Below are 19413 nucleotides of genomic sequence, written 5' to 3'. Positions count from 1 at the left end.
GCTTTGTCAATCATGTCGACAGTGTAATCGTACCTGATTTTGTCGCAAAATGATACTTTCACACCAAAAAAACGAACAATTTCTATCAGGTATTCACAAAAAATTTCGTTTGGGATTTCCGATTGCACGTTTTACAGAGGAAATCCCAAACACGGTATTCCTCGACGGGCCACCGTCGGCCGCGCTCAGACGCTCTCGACGAAACCCAAGGATTCCATGAAGCTTCGCGTCAGATCCTTCGTCTTGAACACCGCGGTGTTTCGCAGGATCCGCTCGCAGACGCTGCCCAGTTCGTCCTCGACCGCCGCATGGATGGCGGCGCGGTCGCGGGAACCGCTCAGCTTTTCCGTCAGCTCATCCCATTCAAGAACGAATTCGCTTTCGGCTTCGGGCAGCGGCTCCCCCGCCGCCAGCGCGTCCTCGATATGCCCGAGCTGCTCGACCAGACGGCCCGGCAGAATGAACAGGCCCTGCGCTTCGATCAGCCCGATCGGCTCTTGCTTGACCGGGTAGAATTCCGGATGCGCGTGGAAGATGCCGTCCGGATATTCATCGTTGACGCCGTTGTTGCGGAAGATCAGATTCATCTCATAGCCGCGGTCGGTGACGATCGCGCTGGGCGACAGTGCGGAGCGCTTGCCGTCTTCGCCTTCGCAGATGATGTCGAGCTCCGGATTCGAGTAGGAGATCCAGCCTTCGCGGATGATGTCGCTGACTTCGATGATGTCGCCGCGGTTTTTCGATACGACGCGCACGGCGGTTCCCGGCCAGTCGAGGATCTCGACGACGGCTTCCGGATAGGCGTCGAGCCTGAGCGTCATCCAGGCCGGCGCATGGTGCATCGGCAGCGGTTCGCCGCCGCCCTGATAGTGGTCGTGCGCGAGCACCGACCCTCCGATGCGCGGCAGCGCGGCGTTGCATCCGAGGAAATATCCCGGGAAACGATCGACGAAGTCAAGCAGCTTGCCGAAAGTGGAACGGCTCACATGCATCGGCGTATGGTCCATGTTCACGCAGATGCCATGCTGGTCGAAATAGCCGTACGGCGAGAACTGCCAGAACCACGGCTCGCCGCCCAGCGTCACCGGCATCGTGCGCAGTGTGCGCTTGTTGCGCCCCGCGAAGCCCTCGTTCTCATGGCAGATCGTGCACTGCGGGTAGCCGCCGGCCGTGCTGTTGCCCGCCGCGGCCTTCTTCATGTTCTTGAATTCCGGCTTGGCCATGTTGATGGTGATGACCAGCCCATGCGAATCGAACCGCGGATTGCGGTCGAGCGCTGCGCGCTTGACGTAGGTGTTGGCGACGCAATAATCGTAGAACCATTGCATCGCGGCCATTCCGCCCCGCTCACGTTCGACGTCGAGGAATTCATGCCGCAGCGCCGACGGGCGCGCCGACAGCAATCCCATAACGATGTCGCCGTATACGGGGGCTTCGTCTTCGTCGAACAATCCCGCCGCGATCGCCGCCCGCCGGAATTCGGCGAGCAGCTCGTCCTGCGTGGCGCCGTCTTCGCCGATGCCGGTCGGACGATACGAATCCAGCGAGAACAGTTCAAAAATGCCGTTCCGTGCCCAATCGACGTCGCTTTCGTCCAGATTGAGCCGCTTGCAAGCGAAATCGACCAGCGCGTCGACGCTGGCGTAGACGTCGGCGAGCGCGTTCGCCCCTTCCGGCTGCGTCTTCAATGTCGTTTCGCCGCCCATCATCGCGCCGCCTTTTCCATGACTTCGGCCACGATGGCGCGGGTTTCGTCGACCTTCTGTTCCATCTCCTGCACGAGCTTGATCTGCGTGCGGGTGCGCACGAGGTTGTGTTCCGGATACTTGGTGGCGAAATAGGTGTCGCCCACCAGGTAGTCGGCGAGGAATCGCATGCCGCATTCCATGGTCATCATGTTGCCTCCGAAGGCGAGCAGTTCGATTTCGCGGTCGGTCATGCTGGGACGCACCTCGCCGACGAATCCTTCCGCATAGGCGCGGAACAGTTCGGTGCTGAAATGCACTTTGTCGAGGTCCTTTTCGTCTTCGAGCGCGGTGGAGGCGCCGAAACGGATGGAGTCGCCGAAGTCGAACAGCATGGAGCCCGGCATGATCGTGTCCAGGTCGATGATGGCGCGCGCCTTGCCTGTTTCGGCGTCCATCAGGATGTTGTTGAGCTTGGTGTCGTTATGCGTGACGCGCAGCGGGATCGTGCCGTCGGCGAGCCCGTTCATGATGATCGGATACTGTTCGGCATGGTCCATGTAGAAGGCGATTTCGTCGCGGCATCCTGCGGCGCGGCCGAGCGGATCGGATTCGACGGCGGCCTGAAAGTCGCGGAATCGGCTTGGGGTGTCGTGGAAGTGCGCGATGGTTTCCGTCAATTGCGACGCGTCGAATGCGGCGAGGTGGTTCTGGAATTCGCCGAATGCGTGGCCCGCCTCGCGGAAGACGTCGGCGTTGGGCACGAGATTGTAGGAGACGGTGTTTTCGATGAAGTCGTAGACGCGGTATGCGCCGCCGTCGTATTCGCAATATGACGCGCCGTCGTCGGTCCGGATGATGTTCAGCGTCTCCTTGCCGCTTGCCTTGAGGGATGCGGTGACCAGTTCGATGTTGCGCATCAGGTTCGCCGTGTCGGGGAACACGCTGGTGTTCATGCGCTGCAGGATGTAGCGCGTCGTATCGGTGACGACAAGATAGGTGGCGTTGATGTGGCCGTCGCCGTATGGCGTGACGCTTTCGACGGCGCCTTCGATCCGGAAGCGGTCGACTACTGCGGCAAGTGTTGCGTCGATGTCTGCCATGGGATGCTTCTTTCTTCTTGTGATGCTGGTGATGCTGTATTGCCGGGGCATTCGGCTGCGCCGATCGTTGATTCGACCGCGTATTCGTTGTCGAAAGGGGCAGCCGCCGCGTCCCCGACCGGCGTTGACGCCGCCGGGGACGCGGCATGGCTGCTTTCGGAGCGGAGGGGTTGGTCTCACGCTTCGCGCCATGCGATGGCGCTGGATTCGAGATCGAAGGTCTCCGATTCGCCGGCGGCCGTGCGCACGGTCGTGGTCTGCGGCCTGTCGGTGTTGTTGATTACACAGTACATGTGCGATTGCGGGAAGTAGGCGACTTCGCACTCCGGATTGCTGGAGCTCCATGCGTCGTACCTGGCCTCGTTGTGGCTGGCGTAGAACAGGATGCGCTCCAGCAACCGCGCGTTCGCCGCCGAATACGGCAGGCCGGAAACGTAGACGCCGCGTCCCTTGCCGTATTCGTTGACGGCCAGCTGCACTTCGCCCTTGTCGGCACGGATCAGCGTCACGTTTTCGTTGACCGGATACGTGTTCGCCACGACTTCGCCGAAGTCGATGCCGCCGACTTCGCCGAGCCCGTAGCCGCCGCCGCAGCCGCTGAGGTTGCCGGCGCGACCGGCCTGTTCGGCCGTTTCCAACGCGCCTTCCGGCAGATGCACGTCGGCGGTGATGAAGTGCTCCGGCATGACGGCCGGAAAATACTTGTCCACCGACAGCGTCTGGAAGCGTTCCTCGTCCACGCCGAGCACGTCTGCGAGCTGGAAGAAGCGCCCGTTGCGGAATCCGCCGGTGGAGGTCGGCTCGCCGACTCCGACGAATGCGCCGCCTTCGCGGACCCATGCGCGGACGATCTCCTGCAGACGCGGATCGGCCCAGGCGTCGCCGCCGGAGAAGGCCGTTCCCGCGGGGCCGCCGTTGATGATGACGTCGATGTCCGGGGCGATGCCGTGTTCGAGCACGTCGTCGAAGCTGATGAACCGCACGTTGACGCGCATGCCGGACAGCGCTTCGAGCACGCCGTAATACGAGTAGGTCTGCTTGTTGGGCAGCGCATGGGCGACGGTGAACGCCATCCAGGAGCGCATCCTGCCCCAGCAGTTGAGGATCGCGACGTTGAGCTCGCCTTCCGCGGCGACGCCGTGGGTACGGTCGTGGATGTCGCGGAATTCGTCGGCGATGTGGGTGACGGTGTCGACGAACTTCGGGAACTTCGCAGCCAGGGAGAGGTATCCGCCGTAGCCCATGCGGGAGATCGGGCTGCGCAGGATGGCTCGGCGGGCCTTGCGCCAATTGTCGAGGCCTTCGATGCTCGGATCATTGCCCTCGTGGAAGGTGTCCGGGAAGAAGTACGGCAGGAACCGGCCTTCCGTGTACTTGACGCCCGGAATGTCGGCGATCATGCGGGTGGTCGTGCCGTCGCCGATCGAGCCGACCACCGCGTCGAGTCCGAGGTCTTCGAAGCCGTCCTTATACGGTTCGGTGCCGATCCACTGGTCGCCGAGGAACATCATCGCCTCCCTGCCGGCGGCGTGGGTCTCGTCCACGAGCCGCTTGACGTTGGCGCGTACGAATCCGGACAGGAAGTCGATCCAGTCGCGCTGCGCCTTGCGCGGCACGCGCCAGGCGGAGTTGTAGCATCCTTCGTCCACGAAATCCTCGGGGCGCAGGCGATAGCCATACTGCTGCTCGAAATCGTCGAGCGCCTTCGGGGAGACCGTGCATGCGCATCCGAACCAGTCGACGATCTTTTCGCGATGCTTTTCGTCGAACAGCAGCGTGAACTGGTAGAAGAACGTGGTGAAACGGACCACGTCGGTGGTCGGATTGTCCTTCAGCCACTGACGGAAGGTGTCCATCACGAAGTCGCGGGTCTTCTCGTGGTAGATGTCGAACGGGATCTCGTGTTCCTTGTCGCCCCAGTCGTTGGTCAGATGGTTGTACATCTCGACCGGGTCCCAGATGATGTAGGCGAGGAACGATGCGGTGTATTCGTGCATCGGCGTGACGCCGGTCACATGGATCGTGTCGGTCTCGTCGTCCAGCGTCCAGTCGTCCGGATCGACGACTTCGCCGGCGGTGCGGTCGACGACCTCCCAGTACCGGTGCGGGTCTGCGTCACGGTTCGGCTTGAGCTGCTCCTCGTAGAAGCAGTCCATCAGCGGGATGTCGACGCCGTCGCCCTGCGCAAGGATGCGGTTGGTCAGCAGATACACCTGCGGAGTCTCATCCATATGCAGGGTGATCCACTCGTTGTGGGCGCGGGTCGGGAAATACGCGCTGTAGATCTTCTTGCCGAGCGCCATGACGGCCTCGTCCAAATGGGTGCCGTCGGAATTGCGGATGGCGTCCGCACCCCACAGGTCGGCGAGTTCCTTGGTCTTTTCCGCGAAGTTCTCTTCGCTGGGGAGCGTGAAGCGTCCTGTCGTCATTGGTAGGTTCTCCTTTGTTACTCCATCGGTGCGATGGTGATGTGATTGTTCGCCGGTGCCGGCATACATGCCATGATGAAAGGTCTTCTATGGGATGGGCCGCGGATGAAGTCCGCGGCCCGCCGTCCGTCAGCCCTTGACCGCGCCTGCCGCCAGGCCGGCCTGCCAGTAGCGTTGCAGTCCCAGGAAGAGGACCACCACCGGCAGCACGCCGAGCAACGCGCCCATCATCAATGCGCCTCGTTCGGTGAACAGCGAGTTCGATACCAGTCCGTACAGACCGAGCGTCACGGGCTTGAGCTCGTCGGACGATACCATCATCAACGGAAGCAGGAAGTTGTTCCAGGTCGAGACGAACAGGAACAGGAAGATCGTCACCATCGCGGGCGCCAGCAGACGCAGTACGATGGTGAAGAAGATCCTCGCCTCGCCGGCGCCGTCGATGCGGGCGGCCTCCAACAGCTCGTTCGGCACCGAGGTCTGCGCGTACACGCGCCCCAGGAAGAAGCCGAACGGGCTGACGCAGCATGGGATGATGATGGACAGCATCGTATTGGTCAGATGCAGCGTATGGAAGATCGAATACTGCGGGATGGTCAGCAGCGCGGCCGGCATCAGCATGCAGGCCATGACCACGCCGATGGCGGCGTTCTTGCCTCGGAAATTGAATTTCGCCGTGGCGTAGCCGGCCATGACCGACAGCAGCGTGCCCACGAGGGCGGAGACGCCCGAGTAGATCAGCGAATTGAACACCCAACGCCAGAACTGTCCTTTGGTCAGTCCGAGCAGTTTCGAATAGTTTCGGGCGATCGCGTCGGGCAGGTCCTGCAATCCGACGGCGAACCACATGCCGTTGCTGCCCGTCATCTGCGACGGGGTCTTGGTGGACGCGATGATCGCCCAGTAGATCGGGAACAGGAAGTATATCAGCGCCAGCAGCAGGAGAACGAAGGTGAGGACCTTGACGTATGTCTTCGGCTGCATGGAACGGGGCAGATCGTTGGCGTGCTTGTCGCGGATCCTGTCGGCCTTCTTGCGCCTGCGGATCGCCTCGCGGTCCTGCATGGTCGCGTTTTTCGTTGCAGTGCTCATTCTGCGTTCACCTTCCTTTCGACCAATGCGTAGACCATGGCCAGAATGCCTGCGATGAGCGCCATCATGATGGCGATGGCCGATGCGGGGCCGTCACCGCTCGGGGTCAGATTGCCGCGGGACGTGTTCATCGCCATCATCATCGGCGTGTACGAATCGGAGATGCCAGGGTCTGCGGTCTGCATGATCTGCGGCTCGTTGAACAGCTGGATGGTGCCGACGATGGACAGCAGCATGGCGAGCAGGGCCGCGGCACGCACGTTCGGCAGTTTGATGTGCCATGCGATCTGGAATCCCGAGGCGCCGTCGATGCGGGCGGCCTCGTACAGGTCATGAGGGATGGCCTGCAGCGCCGCCAGGAAGATCAGCATGTTGTAGCCGGTGAACGTCCAAGTGGTGATGTTGGCCATTGAGGCGAGTTCCACGTTGCCGGCGAAAAAATCGATGTTGATGCCGAGCGCGGCCAATCCCTTGACGATCGGGGAGATCTGCCCGTTGTACAGGTAGACCCAGATGATCGAGGCCACGACGCCCGGAATCGCGTATGGCAGGAAATATCCGAGACGGAATCCCGTGACGTGCTTGACGATGAACGAATCGATGAGCATGGCCAGCACCAGGGCTCCGATGATCATGATGGGCACCTGGATCAACGTGTAGATGAGCACCCTGCCGGTGCCGGCCCAGAACTTATCGGATGTGATGACGTATTGGAAGTTCTCCAGTCCGACGAACTTGTCGACCAGCTCGCCGCCGCCGTAGGCGCCGCCGCCCTCGGACACCTGGCGGAAGAAGCTGTCGTGCACGGCCCACAGGATGGGAAGGATGAACACCAGTGCGAACATGAGGGCGAATGGCGCCATGAACGCCCATCCCATACGGTTCTCACGCTTGGCGGCGTTGGACCGCTTCGCCGCCCGGGGGCGCTTCGCCGAGCCTTTCTTCAAGGATTGTGTTGTAGCAGTCATATCGAAACCTGTCTTTCAAGTCTGAGAGGGCATGCGGCCCTGTACAAAAGGGCCAGAGCGTCCATCGCTCCGGCCCTTCCACACTCGTGAACGAAACGAGACCCGTATGTCACGTCGTGTCGGAACCGCTCCGGATTCGCCGCCCCGACACGACGCCTGCCGTTATTCGGCCACGGACAGGTTGTAGTTCTTCAACGTGTCGATCGAGGTCTTCTGCGCGGCGGCGAAGATGTCGGCGACTTTGCCGGTGCCGTCAGCGGCCTTGGCTGCGGCTTCGGTCATCGCGCTGCCCACTGCGGAGAAGCCCGGGATGTAGGTGAATTCGGCCATATTGTCGTTGGCCGTCTTGAACTCGGCCATGATGTCCTGGCCTCCGAAGTAGTCAAGCCATGCCTGCGGGGTCTTGGCCTCTTCGGTGGTGGCCGCCACGACCAGGCCCTGGGAGACCAGATCCGGGACCTGGGTGTTGAACCAGTCGAGGAACTCCATGGCTTCCTTCGGATGCTCGCAACCCTTGAGGACGGCCACGCCGGAACCGCCGTCGGAGCCGGTGCCCGTGCCGTTCTCGAACCAGTCAGGCAGCTGTGCGACACGCCAGTCGCCGGCGCCCACGCCACCGGAGTTGTCGATGAACAGCGGGGCTTCCCAAGCGGCGGCGACGGTGCCGATCAGGCTGCCGTCCTGCAGCGAAGCGTTGAAGGAGGCGTCCCAGCGGGGGTTGGTGGTGACCGCCTTGGCGTCGATCAGCTGCTGATACACGTCGGCGACGGCTTCGGAGCCTTCGGTCTGCGTGTCAACGACCCAGGAATCGCCTTCGATCGTGTACCACGGGCCTGATGCGCCGGCCTGTCCGGACAGCGACATCATGGCCTCATCGGGCTGGAAGCTCATGATGTACTTGCCCTGCGCGGCGGTCTTCTTCGCGGTCTCGATCAGTTCGTCCTTGGTCTGGGGAACGGTAATGCCCAGCTTTTCGAATTCGGCCGCGTTGTAGAAATAGGTCAGCGGGCCGGTGTCCTGCGGAAGACCGTAGGTCTTGCCGTTCACCTGCATCATCGAGAACGGGCCCGCCGCGAAATCGTCCTTGTATTGCTCGGCGTACTCGGTCACATCCTGCAGCATGCCCTTGTTGAAGACTTCGGGGAGTTCCGAAAGGCCGACCTGTGCCATGTCCGGAGCCGCATCGGCCTTGACGTCGGTTTCCAGCTTCTTGATCATGTCGGCGGAAACGCCGTCGAACTTCGTGGCCTTGACGTGGATGTCCGGATGGGACTCGTTCCACCTGGCGACGATGTCATCGACCTTCGTCATGCCGTCGCCATCGGGCAGACGATGCATGTAGGTCAGCTCGATCGGGCCATCATCCGCAGCCGTGTCGGTTCCGGCCTCGCCGCCGCAGCCCGTCAACGCAAGGCCCAGCACTGCAGCAGATGCCAGTGCCGTCATAAAACGCTTGTTTCGGATATTCATCTCCGCTCCTTTACAAGAGATTTCATCACCACTTCACTGTGGCAGGTGATTAACAATATATCCCCCAAAAGAATAAATGTCAACTTCACTAACAATAAAATCCCGTTCCGCGTGTCTCACCTTCAAAACCCGCAGAAAATCAACGTTTTCACATTTTCATATATGTGAACAATACTTATCAAACCCGTTCGCCGCGCAGATTCGCAGCCACAGGCCCCGCATTCGGGAACAATGCATGCGCCGACGCCGAAAACGGCATCCAGTTCGGACATCGGCCCTCGCATGCGGGAAAATAGTGCGGCCGACGACCGAAAAGCGCCGATAGCGTCCAAAAATGCCATATTGGACGAAGCCACACCGCAACAATGGACGTTTCAGACGGGTTTTTCGTCCAATTCCGCGCAGTGGCTTCGTCCAATATGGCATTTTTGGACGCTCGAGAAACCGCAGGAGCGCCAGGAACGGCGAACAGCGAATCAGCGAGGTTGGCAAGGCGGTACAAACGGCAAGGTCGGCAAAAGCGGCAACGGTGCCGACCTCATACCGGGGCCCGCCGGCGGATCAGCCCGAACCCCGGCAGCCGCAAAGGCTTTCGGCATGAAAAAAGCCCTTACTGATTTTTCTCAGTAAGGGCTGTGGCGGATAGGGCGAGATTCGAACTCGCGGAAGCTTGCGCTTCAACGGTTTTCAAGACCGTCTCCTTAGACCGCTCGGACACCTATCCTTGGATGCACGTCTCACATGCGTTCGACGCACAGATGTTCAGTGTACCACGTCCGCCCGGCAGCCGACGCCACCGAGCGGAATCCGCAAGGAATGCGGCACACACGGACGAAAAAGGATCAGGCTTCCCACTTGGTCGGCTCGATGACTTCCTTGCCGCCCATATACGGACGCATCGCCTTCGGGATCTCGATGGAGCCGTCGGCCTGCTGGTGGTTCTCCATGATGGCGACCAGCCAACGGGTGGTGGCCAGCGTGCCGTTCAGCGTGGAAACCGCGCGGGTGCTGCCGTCTTCCATACGTTCGCGGACGTTCAGGCGGCGGGCCTGGTATTCGGTGCAGTTGGAAGTGGAGGTCAGCTCGCGATAGCGGCCCTGCGTCGGCACCCAGGCCTCGCAGTCGAACTTGCGGGCCGCGGAGGAACCCAGGTCGCCGGCGGCGGTGTCGATGATGCGGTACGGCACTTCGACCTTGCCGAGCATCTCCTGCTCCATTTCCAGCAGATGCTGGTGTTCGGCGCGGGCATCCTCCTGCTTGGCGTAGACGAACATCTCCACCTTGTCGAACTGGTGCACGCGGATGATGCCGGAGGTGTCCTTGCCCGCGGCGCCGGCTTCACGGCGGTAGCAGGAGCTCCAGCCGCAGTAGCGCAGCGGGCCGTTGCCCAGGTCGAGGATCTCATCGGCGTGCATGCCGGCCAGCGCCACTTCGGAGGTGCCGACCAGATACTGCTCATCCGGTTCGCGCAGACGGTAGATTTCGTCCGCATGGGAGTTGAGGAAGCCGGTGCCGCGCATCACTTCCGGACGCACCAGCGTCGGCGTGACGGCAAGCGTGAAGCCATGCTCTTCGGCCTGGTCCACGGCCATGGTCAGCATGGCGATCTGCATGCGGGCCACGGCGCCGCGCAGGAAGTAGAAGCGGGAACCGGAGACCTTGACGCCGCGGCGCATATCGATGCCTGCGACGCCGGTGCCGAGGGTCAGATGATCTTTCGGCTCGAAGCCTTCGGCGGCGAAATCACGAATCTGCCCGACCTTCTTGACGACGACGTAATCGTCTTCGCCTCCTTCCGGAGCTTCGTCCTCAACGACGTTGGACAGCTTCCACATGGCGGTCGTGTATTCTTCGGCCGCGGAGTCGGCGGTGGCCTTGTATTCGGCGACGCGCTGCGACAGCTCCTTGGTCTGCGCGATCAGTGCGGCCTTTTCCTCGGCCGGGGCGGCGGCGACCTTCTTGCCGATCTCCTTCTGTTCGGCACGGGCCGCTTCGAATTCCTTCAGCGCGGAACGACGGACTTCGTCGGAGCGCAGCACCTCATCGACCAGTTCGATGGATTCGCCGCGCTTACGCTGCGATTCCTTGACAACGTCAGCATGTTCACGGATGAATTGAATATCAAGCATGCTCCTTAGATTAATGCCGTAAGCCGACAGCCTAAAACATTTGTCCAAATGACATCGCACGGCCTGATTCCAACGGTATTTCGGCATGATTCCGGAGTCATTCCGGCATTGCCCCGCTCCGACCATGCCGCAACCGCGCCGCATGCACGTCATCGGCGTGTACATTTCGTCGACGTGTGGACGTTTTTACAGCATTTTCCCAGCGTTTGCATAACAATAGAACGCATGTCCGATCCCGTTGTCATCGTCCTGCTTGCCGCCGCGGCTCTTATCGCCATCGCCGCCGCGGCCTTTGCCATCCGCTCATATCGGCGCCACAGAAGGGCGCTGACGTTGAATCAGCGCGACGACGACCAGGTGAAATACGCGTTCATCGTCAATCCTTCGAAGCCGCAGGCCGACCAGCATCGCAAGCGCATCGAGCAGTTCTGCGCGGAAAAGGACATCACCGACATCAAGTTCATCGAAACGCAGCTTGATAAAAGCGGCCGTGAATGCGCGAAGGAAGCGCTTCAATGGGGCGCCGACGTCGTGGTGGCGGTCGGCGGCGACGGCACGGTGCGCACGGTGGCGAGCGCGTTGTCGAACACGGGCCACGCCATGGGCATCATCCCCATCGGCACCGGCAATCTGTTCGCCCGCAATATGGGCATTCCGGTGGACGATATCGATGCCGCGCTGACGGTGGCCACGTCGCACGGCTCACGTTTGGTGGACGTCGGCCGTGTGGAGTTGCTGGATGAGGATTCCGATCATGGCCATGCGTTCCTCATCATCGCCGGCGTCGGGTTCGACGCCGCCATGATCGATAACACGGACCCGAAACTGAAGAAGAACATCAGCTGGCTGGCCTATTTCTTCGGCGCGATGAAGCATCTGTTCGCACCCAAGTATCGCGGCGACGTGACGATCACCGCGCCGAACGGCGATTCGCGCACGATCAAGGGCCTGGCGTTCCGCACGTTCATGGCCGGAAACTGCGGTGAGATCCCGGTGTTTTCGCTGATGCCGGAAGCGTCATACAACGATGGCGTGCTGGATTTCGAAATCATCGACACAACGGGCGGCATCATCGGCTGGGCGAATCTGTTCGGCGACGTCGTGCATCAGACCGTCACCGGCAAGGCGCAGCAGAGCCCGCTGTCCACGAATTCCACGATCGACCAGATTCCGGGAGTCAGCGCGGAGATCGTGTTGGAGAAGCCTTCCCCTGTTGAAGTGGATGGCGATATGCTGCCGCAATCGCGCCATCTGCGCTTCTCCGTGGAACGTGAGGCGCTGTGCGTGCGCATTCCGGAGGGCGTGCCCGCCTCCGCGGAGAACGGGTATATGACCGGTGTGATTCCGCCGATCCGTGTCGAACAGAACGAAACGACCCGTCAGGACTGACGGACTCCCGTTCCGACGGATCATGCCGTTGCGCTATAAGCCTTGCCGCCGTACCGCTGCGCATCCGCGACGACGCGTGCGACGTGCAACGTCAGGTATGCGGTTTCGTCTTCGGTGAGCGTATCGCCGAGCCGCACGTTGATGATCGACGCGATGCGCTTGGCGCAGTCGGCCGCTTCCGGATAGGATTGCCGGATCGAGCTGACGATCGCCTCCGGCTCCGCGGTGAGCTGATGATGCTGGTGTATGCGTACGAAGAGATAGCGCAGGTGGGTGATGAACCGTCCCACATTGACGCTGTTCTGATGCAATGCGATGTTGTATGACGATTCGATGACGGTGAGGATCTGCTGGATGATGCCCGTCATGACGTACGTGTTCGACAGGTCTCCCGTCGCGAAGCCCGCATTGACGAGGTGCAGGGCGACCGCGACCGCTTCGCTGTGCGGCAGCAGTCCTTGCAGGTATGTGTTCATCGCCGCGACGATGGCCTCGCCTTTGGCGTATTCGTCGGCGTAGAGCGACCGCACCTCCGCCTCCAGCGGGTACTCGACGGCGATGCCGTCATGTGCGCGTTTGATGGCGCCGCACATGTGGTCGGACAGTGCCATGACGAGCGACGGGGTGGTCTCCGCCTGTTCGGAGAGTCCCGTGCGCGCCATGGCATCGGATACCAGACGTACGATCTCAGGCGGAATCGCGGCGAGCAATTCCGCCATATGGTCCGGGTCGCGCCCGTCGGAGGGGACGAATTTCCTCACGACTTTCGTTTCATCAATGCGCTGTCCGGGCTTGGCCTGGAAGCCGAGCCCGCGGCCGGTCAGGATGACCTCCCGGCCGCCGTCCTTCGCCAGGACCACGTTATTGTTGAATACGCGTAATACTTCCACGTTGCGATACCGGACCTTTCATCATCGCGTCAGCGCTCCACTTCGAGCACCGGATCGCCGGCCTTGACATCGACGTCGGTGCGGGGTGTGACCGAGGCGAATGCCGCCGTGTTCAGCACCGTCATCAGCGTGGTGGTGCTGTAGCCGGCCGCCTTGACCTTGTCGAAGTCGACGTTTACCAGTGTATCGCCCATATTGACGTGCTGGTTGGCGGACACGGCGACGGCGAAGCCTTCGCCGCCCATCTTGACGGTGTCGATGCCGACGTGGACGAGGACTTCCACGCCGTCGTCGGTTTTGATGCCGAAGGCGTGACCGGTTTCTGCCACGGTCTGCAGCACGCCGGAGACGGGAGCGACGACGGTCGATTCGGCAGGCTGCACGCCTACGCCTTCGCCGAGGGCACGGGATGCGAACACCGGGTCTCCCGCTTCGTCCAAGGAGATGACATGGCCTGCGACAGGCGTGCATACCACGGATTTGGCGGCCGGCTGCGCTTCGACAACGGGTTCGGCGGAGTCTGCCTCAGCGGTCGGCTCGACGGCCGGCACGCCGGCGACGTCCGTCGCTTCGGCGGCGCCGTCGGCCTTGGCCGCGTCCGCTGCGGCACGGGCTTTCGCTTCGGCCTTCTGCTCGGGGGTGCGGTAGTCGAATGTGACGATCAGCAGCATGGAGACGACGAAGGCGACGGCGATCGCGATGCCGTACACCCACATCCGATCGAAGACGGGGATGGTCAGCAGCGACGTGAAGGCGAAGGCGGAGGTGGTCACGCCGCGCACCGTCTGCCCGGCTCCGGTAGCGGACGGGAACAGCCAGCCAAGCACGGCGATGGTGACGCCGCCGACGGCGCAGGCGACCAGCATGCGCTTGTAGACGAGCTTGTAGCGCAGATGGATGCCGTACAGGGACGGTTCCGACACGCCGCCGAGCAGGCCGGCGGCCAGGGCGCCGAACGAGGTTTCGCGCATCACCTTGTCCTTATCGCGGATGGACAGCACCAGCACGCCGGCCGTGGCGCCGAAGCAGGCGAAGTTCCACACGCCCATCGGACCTTGGATGAAGTCGTAGCCGAGCGTCTGGATGTTCATCAGCATCAGGGCGTTGAGCGGCCAATGCAGGCCCAGCGGCACCAGGAACGGGTACAGCATCGGGATGAGGATGGCGAAGATGAACGGGGCATTGGCGTTGAGCCAGGCGAGGCCGACGCCCAGGATGTTGGCGACCCACACGCCGGCAGGGCCGATGACGAAGGCGGTCAGGCAGCCGACGATGATCATCGCGAAGAACGGCACGAACACCAGCTGCACGCTGTCCGGAATGATCTTCTTCAGACCGCGGTAGACAAGCGCCAGCACCGCGGCCATCAGCAGCGGCACGAACACGTTGCCGCTGTAGTCGCTCAGCAGCATCGGCAGTCCGAAGATCTTCGCGGTGCAGGCGGTGGTGCCGAGCGCGTCGTTCGTCACGCATGTGGTCACGCCCGGGAACGCCTTCGGATCCATCAGGCCCAGGAACTGCGGGGTGAGCAGCATCGCCATGATGGAGCCGCCCAGCCACGGATCGACCTTGAGCTTCTTGGAGGCGTTGTATGCCACCATGATCGGCAGGAAGTAGAACACGCCCTTCCAGATGGCCTTGACGAACACCAGGGAGGCGGAAGCCTCATCGTTGGGGATCACGCCAAGGGAGATGAGCAGGTTGACGATCGCGATGACGATGGATGCACCCAACAGCACGCCCAGCACCGGGCGGAACGAGTCGGACAGGTATTCGAAGAAGGAGTCCAGCCACGCGATCTTTCCACGCGCCTTGGAGCGGGCGGCGGCCTTGACGTCGGCGTCGGACATCTCACCGCTCTTCCCGGGGGCTGACGCACCGCCCGCGTCGGCCATTTCGGGCAGATGCATGATCTCCTCATACATGCTCGCCACGGCGCCGCCGATGACGACCTGGTAGCGGTTGCCGCTTTGCGGCACCGCGCCGAGAACGCCCTTCATATGTTCAAGTCGGTTCTGGTCGACCTTGCCTGCGTCAGCGAGGTCGAAACGCAGTCGGGTGGCGCAGTGCGTCAGGCCTCGAACGTTCTGTGCGCCTCCGATTGCGTCGATGATTTGCGATGCGGTTGACTGTGTCATCGAAAATCCTTTCGTAAAATCGTTCTCCCGATTGTCCTTCATCATCGCAAGGCGTTTTTGGGCAATAAAAAAGACCCGAGGCACGGCGGAATCGCCATACCTCAGGTCTTGCGTCTCATAGACTTGCAACCCTGCAATATTCGGATAGATGGAGGATACACCGCCACCGGCTTTCATGCAAACCGCGGCCTGTCGCATCCGACCAGGAAGCAACACAACTTGCATATATCTAACATTTGCGCACAAACATTCTCATATCGTGGCAAAATGGAGTCATGGTAGCAAACAATGCGGGCATGCCCGCCACCCCAGCTGATCTGATCAACGTCGACGAAGTCATCGGCAAATACTATGACGTCGTCCCCGATCCGTCCGTTCCGGCCCAGCGAGTGTCCTTCGGCACTTCCGGACACCGCGGATCGTCCCTGAAGACCTCGTTCAACGAGGCCCACATCGTCGCCATCACGCAGGCGATCGCCGAATACCGCAAGAAGGCCGGCGTCACCGGCCCGCTGTATATCGGCCGCGATACGCATGCGCTGAGCGAGCCGGCCCAGAAGACCGCGATCGAAGTGCTCGTCGCCAACGGCGTGCACGTGCGCGTCGACTCGCGTGGCGACTATGTGCCGACCCCTGTGGTCTCCCACGCCATCCTCACCCATAACCGTGCGGCCGACGGCTCGCAGCGTTTCACCGGCGAAGGACTGGCCGACGGCATCGTCGTCACCCCGTCGCATAACCCGCCGACCGACGGCGGCTTCAAGTACGACCCGGTCACCGGCGGCCCGGCCCCCGCGGACGTGACCAACGCCATCGCCGAACGCGCGAACGAACTGCTCGGCGATTTCAAGTCCGTCAAGCGCATTCCGTACGAGGAGGCCATCAAGTCCGATCTCGTCGAGGGCTTCGACTATCGCGACCACTATGTCTCCGATCTGGCCGACGTCATCGACATGGACCTGATCCGCACCTCCGGCGTCCGCTTGGGCATCGACCCGCTGGGCGGCGCCTCGGTCAACTACTGGCCGCTGATGAACGAAAAGTTCGGCCTGTCCATCGACGTGGTCCGTCCGGAAGTCGACCCGACCTGGCGCTTCATGACCATCGACCATGACGGCAAGATCCGCATGGACCCCTCCTCCACGTATGCGATGAAGGGTCTGGTGGACGAACTCAACGCCGGCGCATGGGACAAGTACGACCTGGTGGGCGGCACCGATCCGGACGCCGACCGCCACGGCATCGTCTGCCCGAACTGGGGCGTGATGAACCCGAACCACTACATCGCGGTCTGCGTCGAATACCTGTTCGGCGGCAACCGTCCGGGCTGGCCGGAAGGCGCAGGCATCGGCAAGACGCTGGTCTCCTCGTCGCTGATCGACCGCGTCGCCGCCTCCATCGGCGCCAAGCTGGTCGAGGTGCCGGTCGGATTCAAGTGGTTCGTCGACCCGCTGTTCACCGGCGAAGTCGCGTTCGGCGGTGAGGAAAGCTCCGGCATGAGTTTCCTGCGTCGCGACGGCCGCGTGTGGACCACCGACAAGGACGGCCTGATCCCGGACCTGCTGGCCGCGGAAATCACCGCGAAGACCGGCAAGAACCCGGCCCAGCTGCATCAGGAGCAGGTCGAACGCTTCGGCGAAAGCTGGTACAAGCGCGTCGACACGCCGACCACGCTGGAGCAGAAGGCCAAGTTCGCCGCACTGACCGGCGACGACGTGACCGCGTCCACGCTGGCCGGCGAGGACATCGAAGCCAAGCTGACCGAAGCTCCGGGCAACGGCGCGAAGATCGGCGGACTGAAGGTCGTGACCAAGAACAACTGGTTCGCCGCCCGCCCGTCCGGCACCGAAAACATCTATAAGGTGTACGCCGAATCCTTCGAATCCCCCGAAGCCCTCGACAAGGTGCTCGAAGAGGCCACCGAAGTCGTGGACAAGGCGCTCGGCGAGTGACGTCGACCCATCGGCTCGCCGCAACGCATGGATAACGAGACAGGCCCCGCCCGGTTCCAGCCGCAGGCGGGGCCTGTCTCATGCCGCCATACCCTGCGTTAGGGTTAAGGCATGACTATTACGGTATCAACGGACGGCAGCGCGCTGGGCAATCCGAACGGCCCGATGGGTTGGGCGTGGGCGGATCACGAATCCCCGGACGCGTTGCCCCAGGCGCATCAGCATCCCGGCGACTGCGATGCGGGCGGCGCCACGAACGGCACCAATCAGATCGGCGAATTGTGCGCGGTTTTGGAGGCTTTGCGAGCGCATCCCGGCAGCGAGCCGCTGATCATCGAAACGGATTCGCAGTATGCGATCAACTGTTCGACCACGTGGGTGCGCGGTTGGAAAAGGAACGGCTGGAAGAATTCGCAGAAGAAGCCAGTCAAGAACGCCGATCTGATCAAAGCAATCGACGCGGAGCTGTCCAAGCGCGAGGGCAGCGTGAAATTCGTCTGGGTGAAAGGGCACGCCGGCAACGCGGGCAACGAAAAGGTCGACGAGTTGGCCCGCACGTATGCCGCCGATTGCCGTTCCGGCGTACGCGACGGATACCTGCCGAAGGAGGGCTGGCAGTCGCTGCTGGCATCCGAATATTCCAGGGGCACCGACGTGCCGGCGGACGCGCGGATGCTGCTTGACGGCGCCATCGGCGACGACGAATACCATCTTGCGCGCGGCGACGGTGAGGATGCGTCGCCGCATGACGGCGAAACGACGGTCATGCCCGCCGCGAGGCCGCGCAGTATCGCCGAATTGCTGGCGGAGCCGGAAGGCTACCCCGCCGATGATGCGAACGATAACGATGATGACGACATCATCGATACGGTCGCCATCGAGGACGCCGACGATGACGGCTCCGGCATCGTCGATGACGGAGCCGATGATGTTGCGACGGATGATGACGTTGCGACGGATGCCGGCATCGATAATGACGGCATCGACAGCGACGATGCCGACGATAACGACGCCGACGATGTCGAGGCGAGAAGCGACGGCGTGCCGGCACAGCCCGAAGAGGACGCCCGGCCGGATCCGCCTGCACGACCGGCGCCCGAACCGCAGCCGGCAGCGCCGGAAAAGCCTGCGGTCAGGCATTCCGGCCTCACCGTCTCCGGAACATTGCGCTTCTCCCCTCCCCCGTCATCCAGTCCGACGTATAACGGGCGCCCTCGTCTGATTCGCGGATATGTGCAGGTGGAAGGCTATGTGGACGGCAACGGCGATATCGTCATCACCGATGCGCCGTTCGCGGTGCGACATGCATAATAGCGACAGGCATAAAACGAACAATATCTAACATTCCGGAACGTTTTCTGCCCTTGATTGCACATGGAAGCACCAAATCGACTAGGATAGGAAACGGTCTTCGCGGCGCACGCCCCGAAGGGATTCCCCATCGAAGGAGCATTATGGACAAGGCACAGCAGGATGAACTGAAGAAGGCGGCAGGCATCGAAGCCGCCAAGCTGATTCAAAACGGCATGATCGCGGGCCTGGGCACCGGCTCTACCGTGCGTTTCCTCGTCGACGAACTCGGCCGCCGCGTTCAGGAGGAAGGCCTGCAGTTCACCGGCGTCACCACGTCTCGCCGCACGCAGGAGCAGGCCGAAGGCTATGGCATCAAGATCGTCGACATCGACGACGTCGACCATATCGACGTCACCATCGACGGCGCCGATGAAGTCGACAAGAACTTCAACGGCATCAAGGGCGGCGGCGCGGCCCTGCTGTGGGAGAAGATCGTGGCCACCAACTCCAACAAGATCGTCTGGATCGTCGATGAATCCAAGATCGTCGACACCATCGGCGCGTTCCCGCTGCCGGTAGAGGTCATTCCGTTCGGCGCCGGCCAGGTTGTCCGCAAGTTCGAAGCCAAGGGCTACAAGCCGGTCCTGCGTCTTGACGCCGAAGGCCAGCCGGTGCGCACCGACGAGAACAACTACGTCGTCGACCTGCACCTCGAACGCATCGACCATCCGGAAGCGCTGGCGGAAGACCTGATCACCACCGTCGGCGTGGTCGAGCACGGCCTGTTCCTCAACATGGTCGACAAGGTCATCGTCGGCGACCCGAACGGCCCGCGCGTGATGACCAACGGCAACAAGTGATCGGCTTCGCCGGCA

The 19413-nt window shown here is 62.1% G+C and carries 14 protein-coding genes and 1 tRNA gene; 5 read left to right on the top strand and 10 right to left on the bottom strand.

Annotation, left to right across the window (positions count from 1 at the left end):
- Nucleotides 1–185 precede the first annotated feature (185 nt).
- From AC1AX7_RS04315 to AC1AX7_RS04290, 6 genes are all read right to left on the bottom strand, one after another.
- Complete coding sequence (locus tag AC1AX7_RS04315) at nucleotides 186–1706, bottom strand: UDP-glucose--hexose-1-phosphate uridylyltransferase (RefSeq protein ID WP_476508883.1); 1521 nt, start codon at nucleotides 1704–1706, stop codon at nucleotides 186–188.
- Nucleotides 1706–2788: a phosphotransferase enzyme family protein gene (locus AC1AX7_RS04310; protein ID WP_476508858.1), complete on the bottom strand. Its 1083-nt coding sequence runs from the start codon at nucleotides 2786–2788 to the stop codon at nucleotides 1706–1708. The genes AC1AX7_RS04315 and AC1AX7_RS04310 overlap by 1 nt, the downstream gene beginning before the upstream one ends.
- Nucleotides 2789–2964: 176 nt before the next feature.
- Nucleotides 2965–5217, bottom strand: coding sequence for a 1,3-beta-galactosyl-N-acetylhexosamine phosphorylase (gnpA, locus tag AC1AX7_RS04305; RefSeq protein WP_476508857.1), 2253 nt, complete (start codon nucleotides 5215–5217; stop codon nucleotides 2965–2967).
- A 129-nt stretch (nucleotides 5218–5346) separates the two neighbouring features.
- On the bottom strand, nucleotides 5347–6309 hold the full coding sequence (locus AC1AX7_RS04300) for a carbohydrate ABC transporter permease (protein WP_476508856.1): 963 nt from the start codon (nucleotides 6307–6309) through the stop codon (nucleotides 5347–5349).
- Nucleotides 6306–7277, bottom strand: coding sequence for a carbohydrate ABC transporter permease (locus AC1AX7_RS04295; RefSeq protein ID WP_476508855.1), 972 nt, complete (start codon nucleotides 7275–7277; stop codon nucleotides 6306–6308). The genes AC1AX7_RS04300 and AC1AX7_RS04295 overlap by 4 nt, the downstream gene beginning before the upstream one ends.
- Nucleotides 7278–7439: 162 nt before the next feature.
- Nucleotides 7440–8747 carry an ABC transporter substrate-binding protein gene (locus AC1AX7_RS04290; protein ID WP_476508854.1) on the bottom strand — a complete coding sequence of 436 codons (1308 nt, stop codon included), beginning with the start codon at nucleotides 8745–8747 and terminating at the stop codon, nucleotides 7440–7442.
- 231 nt (nucleotides 8748–8978) lie between these two features.
- Here AC1AX7_RS04290 and AC1AX7_RS04285 point away from each other — a divergent pair, with 231 nt between their 5' ends.
- The gene (locus AC1AX7_RS04285) at nucleotides 8979–9377 is read left to right on the top strand and encodes a hypothetical protein (protein ID WP_476508853.1); all 399 of its coding nucleotides are present in this window, start codon (nucleotides 8979–8981) and stop codon (nucleotides 9375–9377) included.
- Nucleotides 9378–9383: 6 nt separating this feature from the next.
- Here AC1AX7_RS04285 and AC1AX7_RS04280 read toward each other — a convergent pair.
- A tRNA-Ser gene (locus AC1AX7_RS04280) sits at nucleotides 9384–9471 on the bottom strand.
- A 118-nt stretch (nucleotides 9472–9589) separates the two neighbouring features.
- Nucleotides 9590–10876: a serine--tRNA ligase gene (gene serS, locus AC1AX7_RS04275; RefSeq protein WP_476508852.1), complete on the bottom strand. Its 1287-nt coding sequence runs from the start codon at nucleotides 10874–10876 to the stop codon at nucleotides 9590–9592.
- Nucleotides 10877–11101: 225 nt separating this feature from the next.
- On the opposite strand from serS, the gene AC1AX7_RS04270 reads away from it, so the two are divergent.
- Entirely contained in the window at nucleotides 11102–12265 is a 1164-nt protein-coding gene (locus AC1AX7_RS04270) for a diacylglycerol/lipid kinase family protein (protein WP_476508851.1), read from the top strand.
- 20 nt (nucleotides 12266–12285) lie between these two features.
- Here the strand turns inward: AC1AX7_RS04270 and AC1AX7_RS04265 are convergent, their stop codons facing one another.
- Entirely contained in the window at nucleotides 12286–13155 is an 870-nt protein-coding gene (locus tag AC1AX7_RS04265) for a PRD domain-containing protein (protein WP_476508850.1), read from the bottom strand.
- A gap of 29 nt (nucleotides 13156–13184) precedes the next feature.
- Nucleotides 13185–15293 carry a glucose PTS transporter subunit IIA gene (locus tag AC1AX7_RS04260; RefSeq protein ID WP_476508849.1) on the bottom strand — a complete coding sequence of 703 codons (2109 nt, stop codon included), beginning with the start codon at nucleotides 15291–15293 and terminating at the stop codon, nucleotides 13185–13187.
- Nucleotides 15294–15568: 275 nt separating this feature from the next.
- On the opposite strand from AC1AX7_RS04260, the gene pgm reads away from it, so the two are divergent.
- The 3 genes from pgm (at nucleotide 15569) to rpiA (ending at nucleotide 19398) form a co-directional block, all read left to right on the top strand.
- Nucleotides 15569–17245: a phosphoglucomutase (alpha-D-glucose-1,6-bisphosphate-dependent) gene (pgm, locus tag AC1AX7_RS04255; RefSeq protein WP_476508848.1), complete on the top strand. Its 1677-nt coding sequence runs from the start codon at nucleotides 15569–15571 to the stop codon at nucleotides 17243–17245.
- A 111-nt stretch (nucleotides 17246–17356) separates the two neighbouring features.
- On the top strand, nucleotides 17357–18556 hold the full coding sequence (locus AC1AX7_RS04250) for a ribonuclease H family protein (RefSeq protein WP_476508847.1): 1200 nt from the start codon (nucleotides 17357–17359) through the stop codon (nucleotides 18554–18556).
- A 143-nt stretch (nucleotides 18557–18699) separates the two neighbouring features.
- Nucleotides 18700–19398 carry a ribose-5-phosphate isomerase RpiA gene (gene rpiA, locus AC1AX7_RS04245; protein WP_476508846.1) on the top strand — a complete coding sequence of 233 codons (699 nt, stop codon included), beginning with the start codon at nucleotides 18700–18702 and terminating at the stop codon, nucleotides 19396–19398.
- Nucleotides 19399–19413 lie beyond the last annotated feature (15 nt).

This window comes from Bifidobacterium sp. LH_449, from assembly GCF_056356755.1.
This window is presented reverse-complemented; position numbering and strand designations above follow the sequence as displayed.

Coding starts and splice junctions, on each gene's coding strand:
- pgm (WP_476508848.1), top strand. CDS start 15,569: ATGGTAGCAAACAATGCGGGCATGCCCGCCACCCCAGCTGATCTGATC.
- AC1AX7_RS04285 (WP_476508853.1), top strand. CDS start 8,979: ATGCATGCGCCGACGCCGAAAACGGCATCCAGTTCGGACATCGGCCCT.
- AC1AX7_RS04260 (WP_476508849.1), bottom strand. CDS start 15,293: ATGACACAGTCAACCGCATCGCAAATCATCGACGCAATCGGAGGCGCA.
- serS (WP_476508852.1), bottom strand. CDS start 10,876: ATGCTTGATATTCAATTCATCCGTGAACATGCTGACGTTGTCAAGGAA.
- rpiA (WP_476508846.1), top strand. CDS start 18,700: ATGGACAAGGCACAGCAGGATGAACTGAAGAAGGCGGCAGGCATCGAA.
- AC1AX7_RS04250 (WP_476508847.1), top strand. CDS start 17,357: ATGACTATTACGGTATCAACGGACGGCAGCGCGCTGGGCAATCCGAAC.
- AC1AX7_RS04295 (WP_476508855.1), bottom strand. CDS start 7,277: ATGACTGCTACAACACAATCCTTGAAGAAAGGCTCGGCGAAGCGCCCC.
- gnpA (WP_476508857.1), bottom strand. CDS start 5,217: ATGACGACAGGACGCTTCACGCTCCCCAGCGAAGAGAACTTCGCGGAA.
- AC1AX7_RS04270 (WP_476508851.1), top strand. CDS start 11,102: ATGTCCGATCCCGTTGTCATCGTCCTGCTTGCCGCCGCGGCTCTTATC.
- AC1AX7_RS04290 (WP_476508854.1), bottom strand. CDS start 8,747: ATGAATATCCGAAACAAGCGTTTTATGACGGCACTGGCATCTGCTGCA.
- AC1AX7_RS04315 (WP_476508883.1), bottom strand. CDS start 1,706: ATGGGCGGCGAAACGACATTGAAGACGCAGCCGGAAGGGGCGAACGCG.
- AC1AX7_RS04310 (WP_476508858.1), bottom strand. CDS start 2,788: ATGGCAGACATCGACGCAACACTTGCCGCAGTAGTCGACCGCTTCCGG.
- AC1AX7_RS04300 (WP_476508856.1), bottom strand. CDS start 6,309: ATGAGCACTGCAACGAAAAACGCGACCATGCAGGACCGCGAGGCGATC.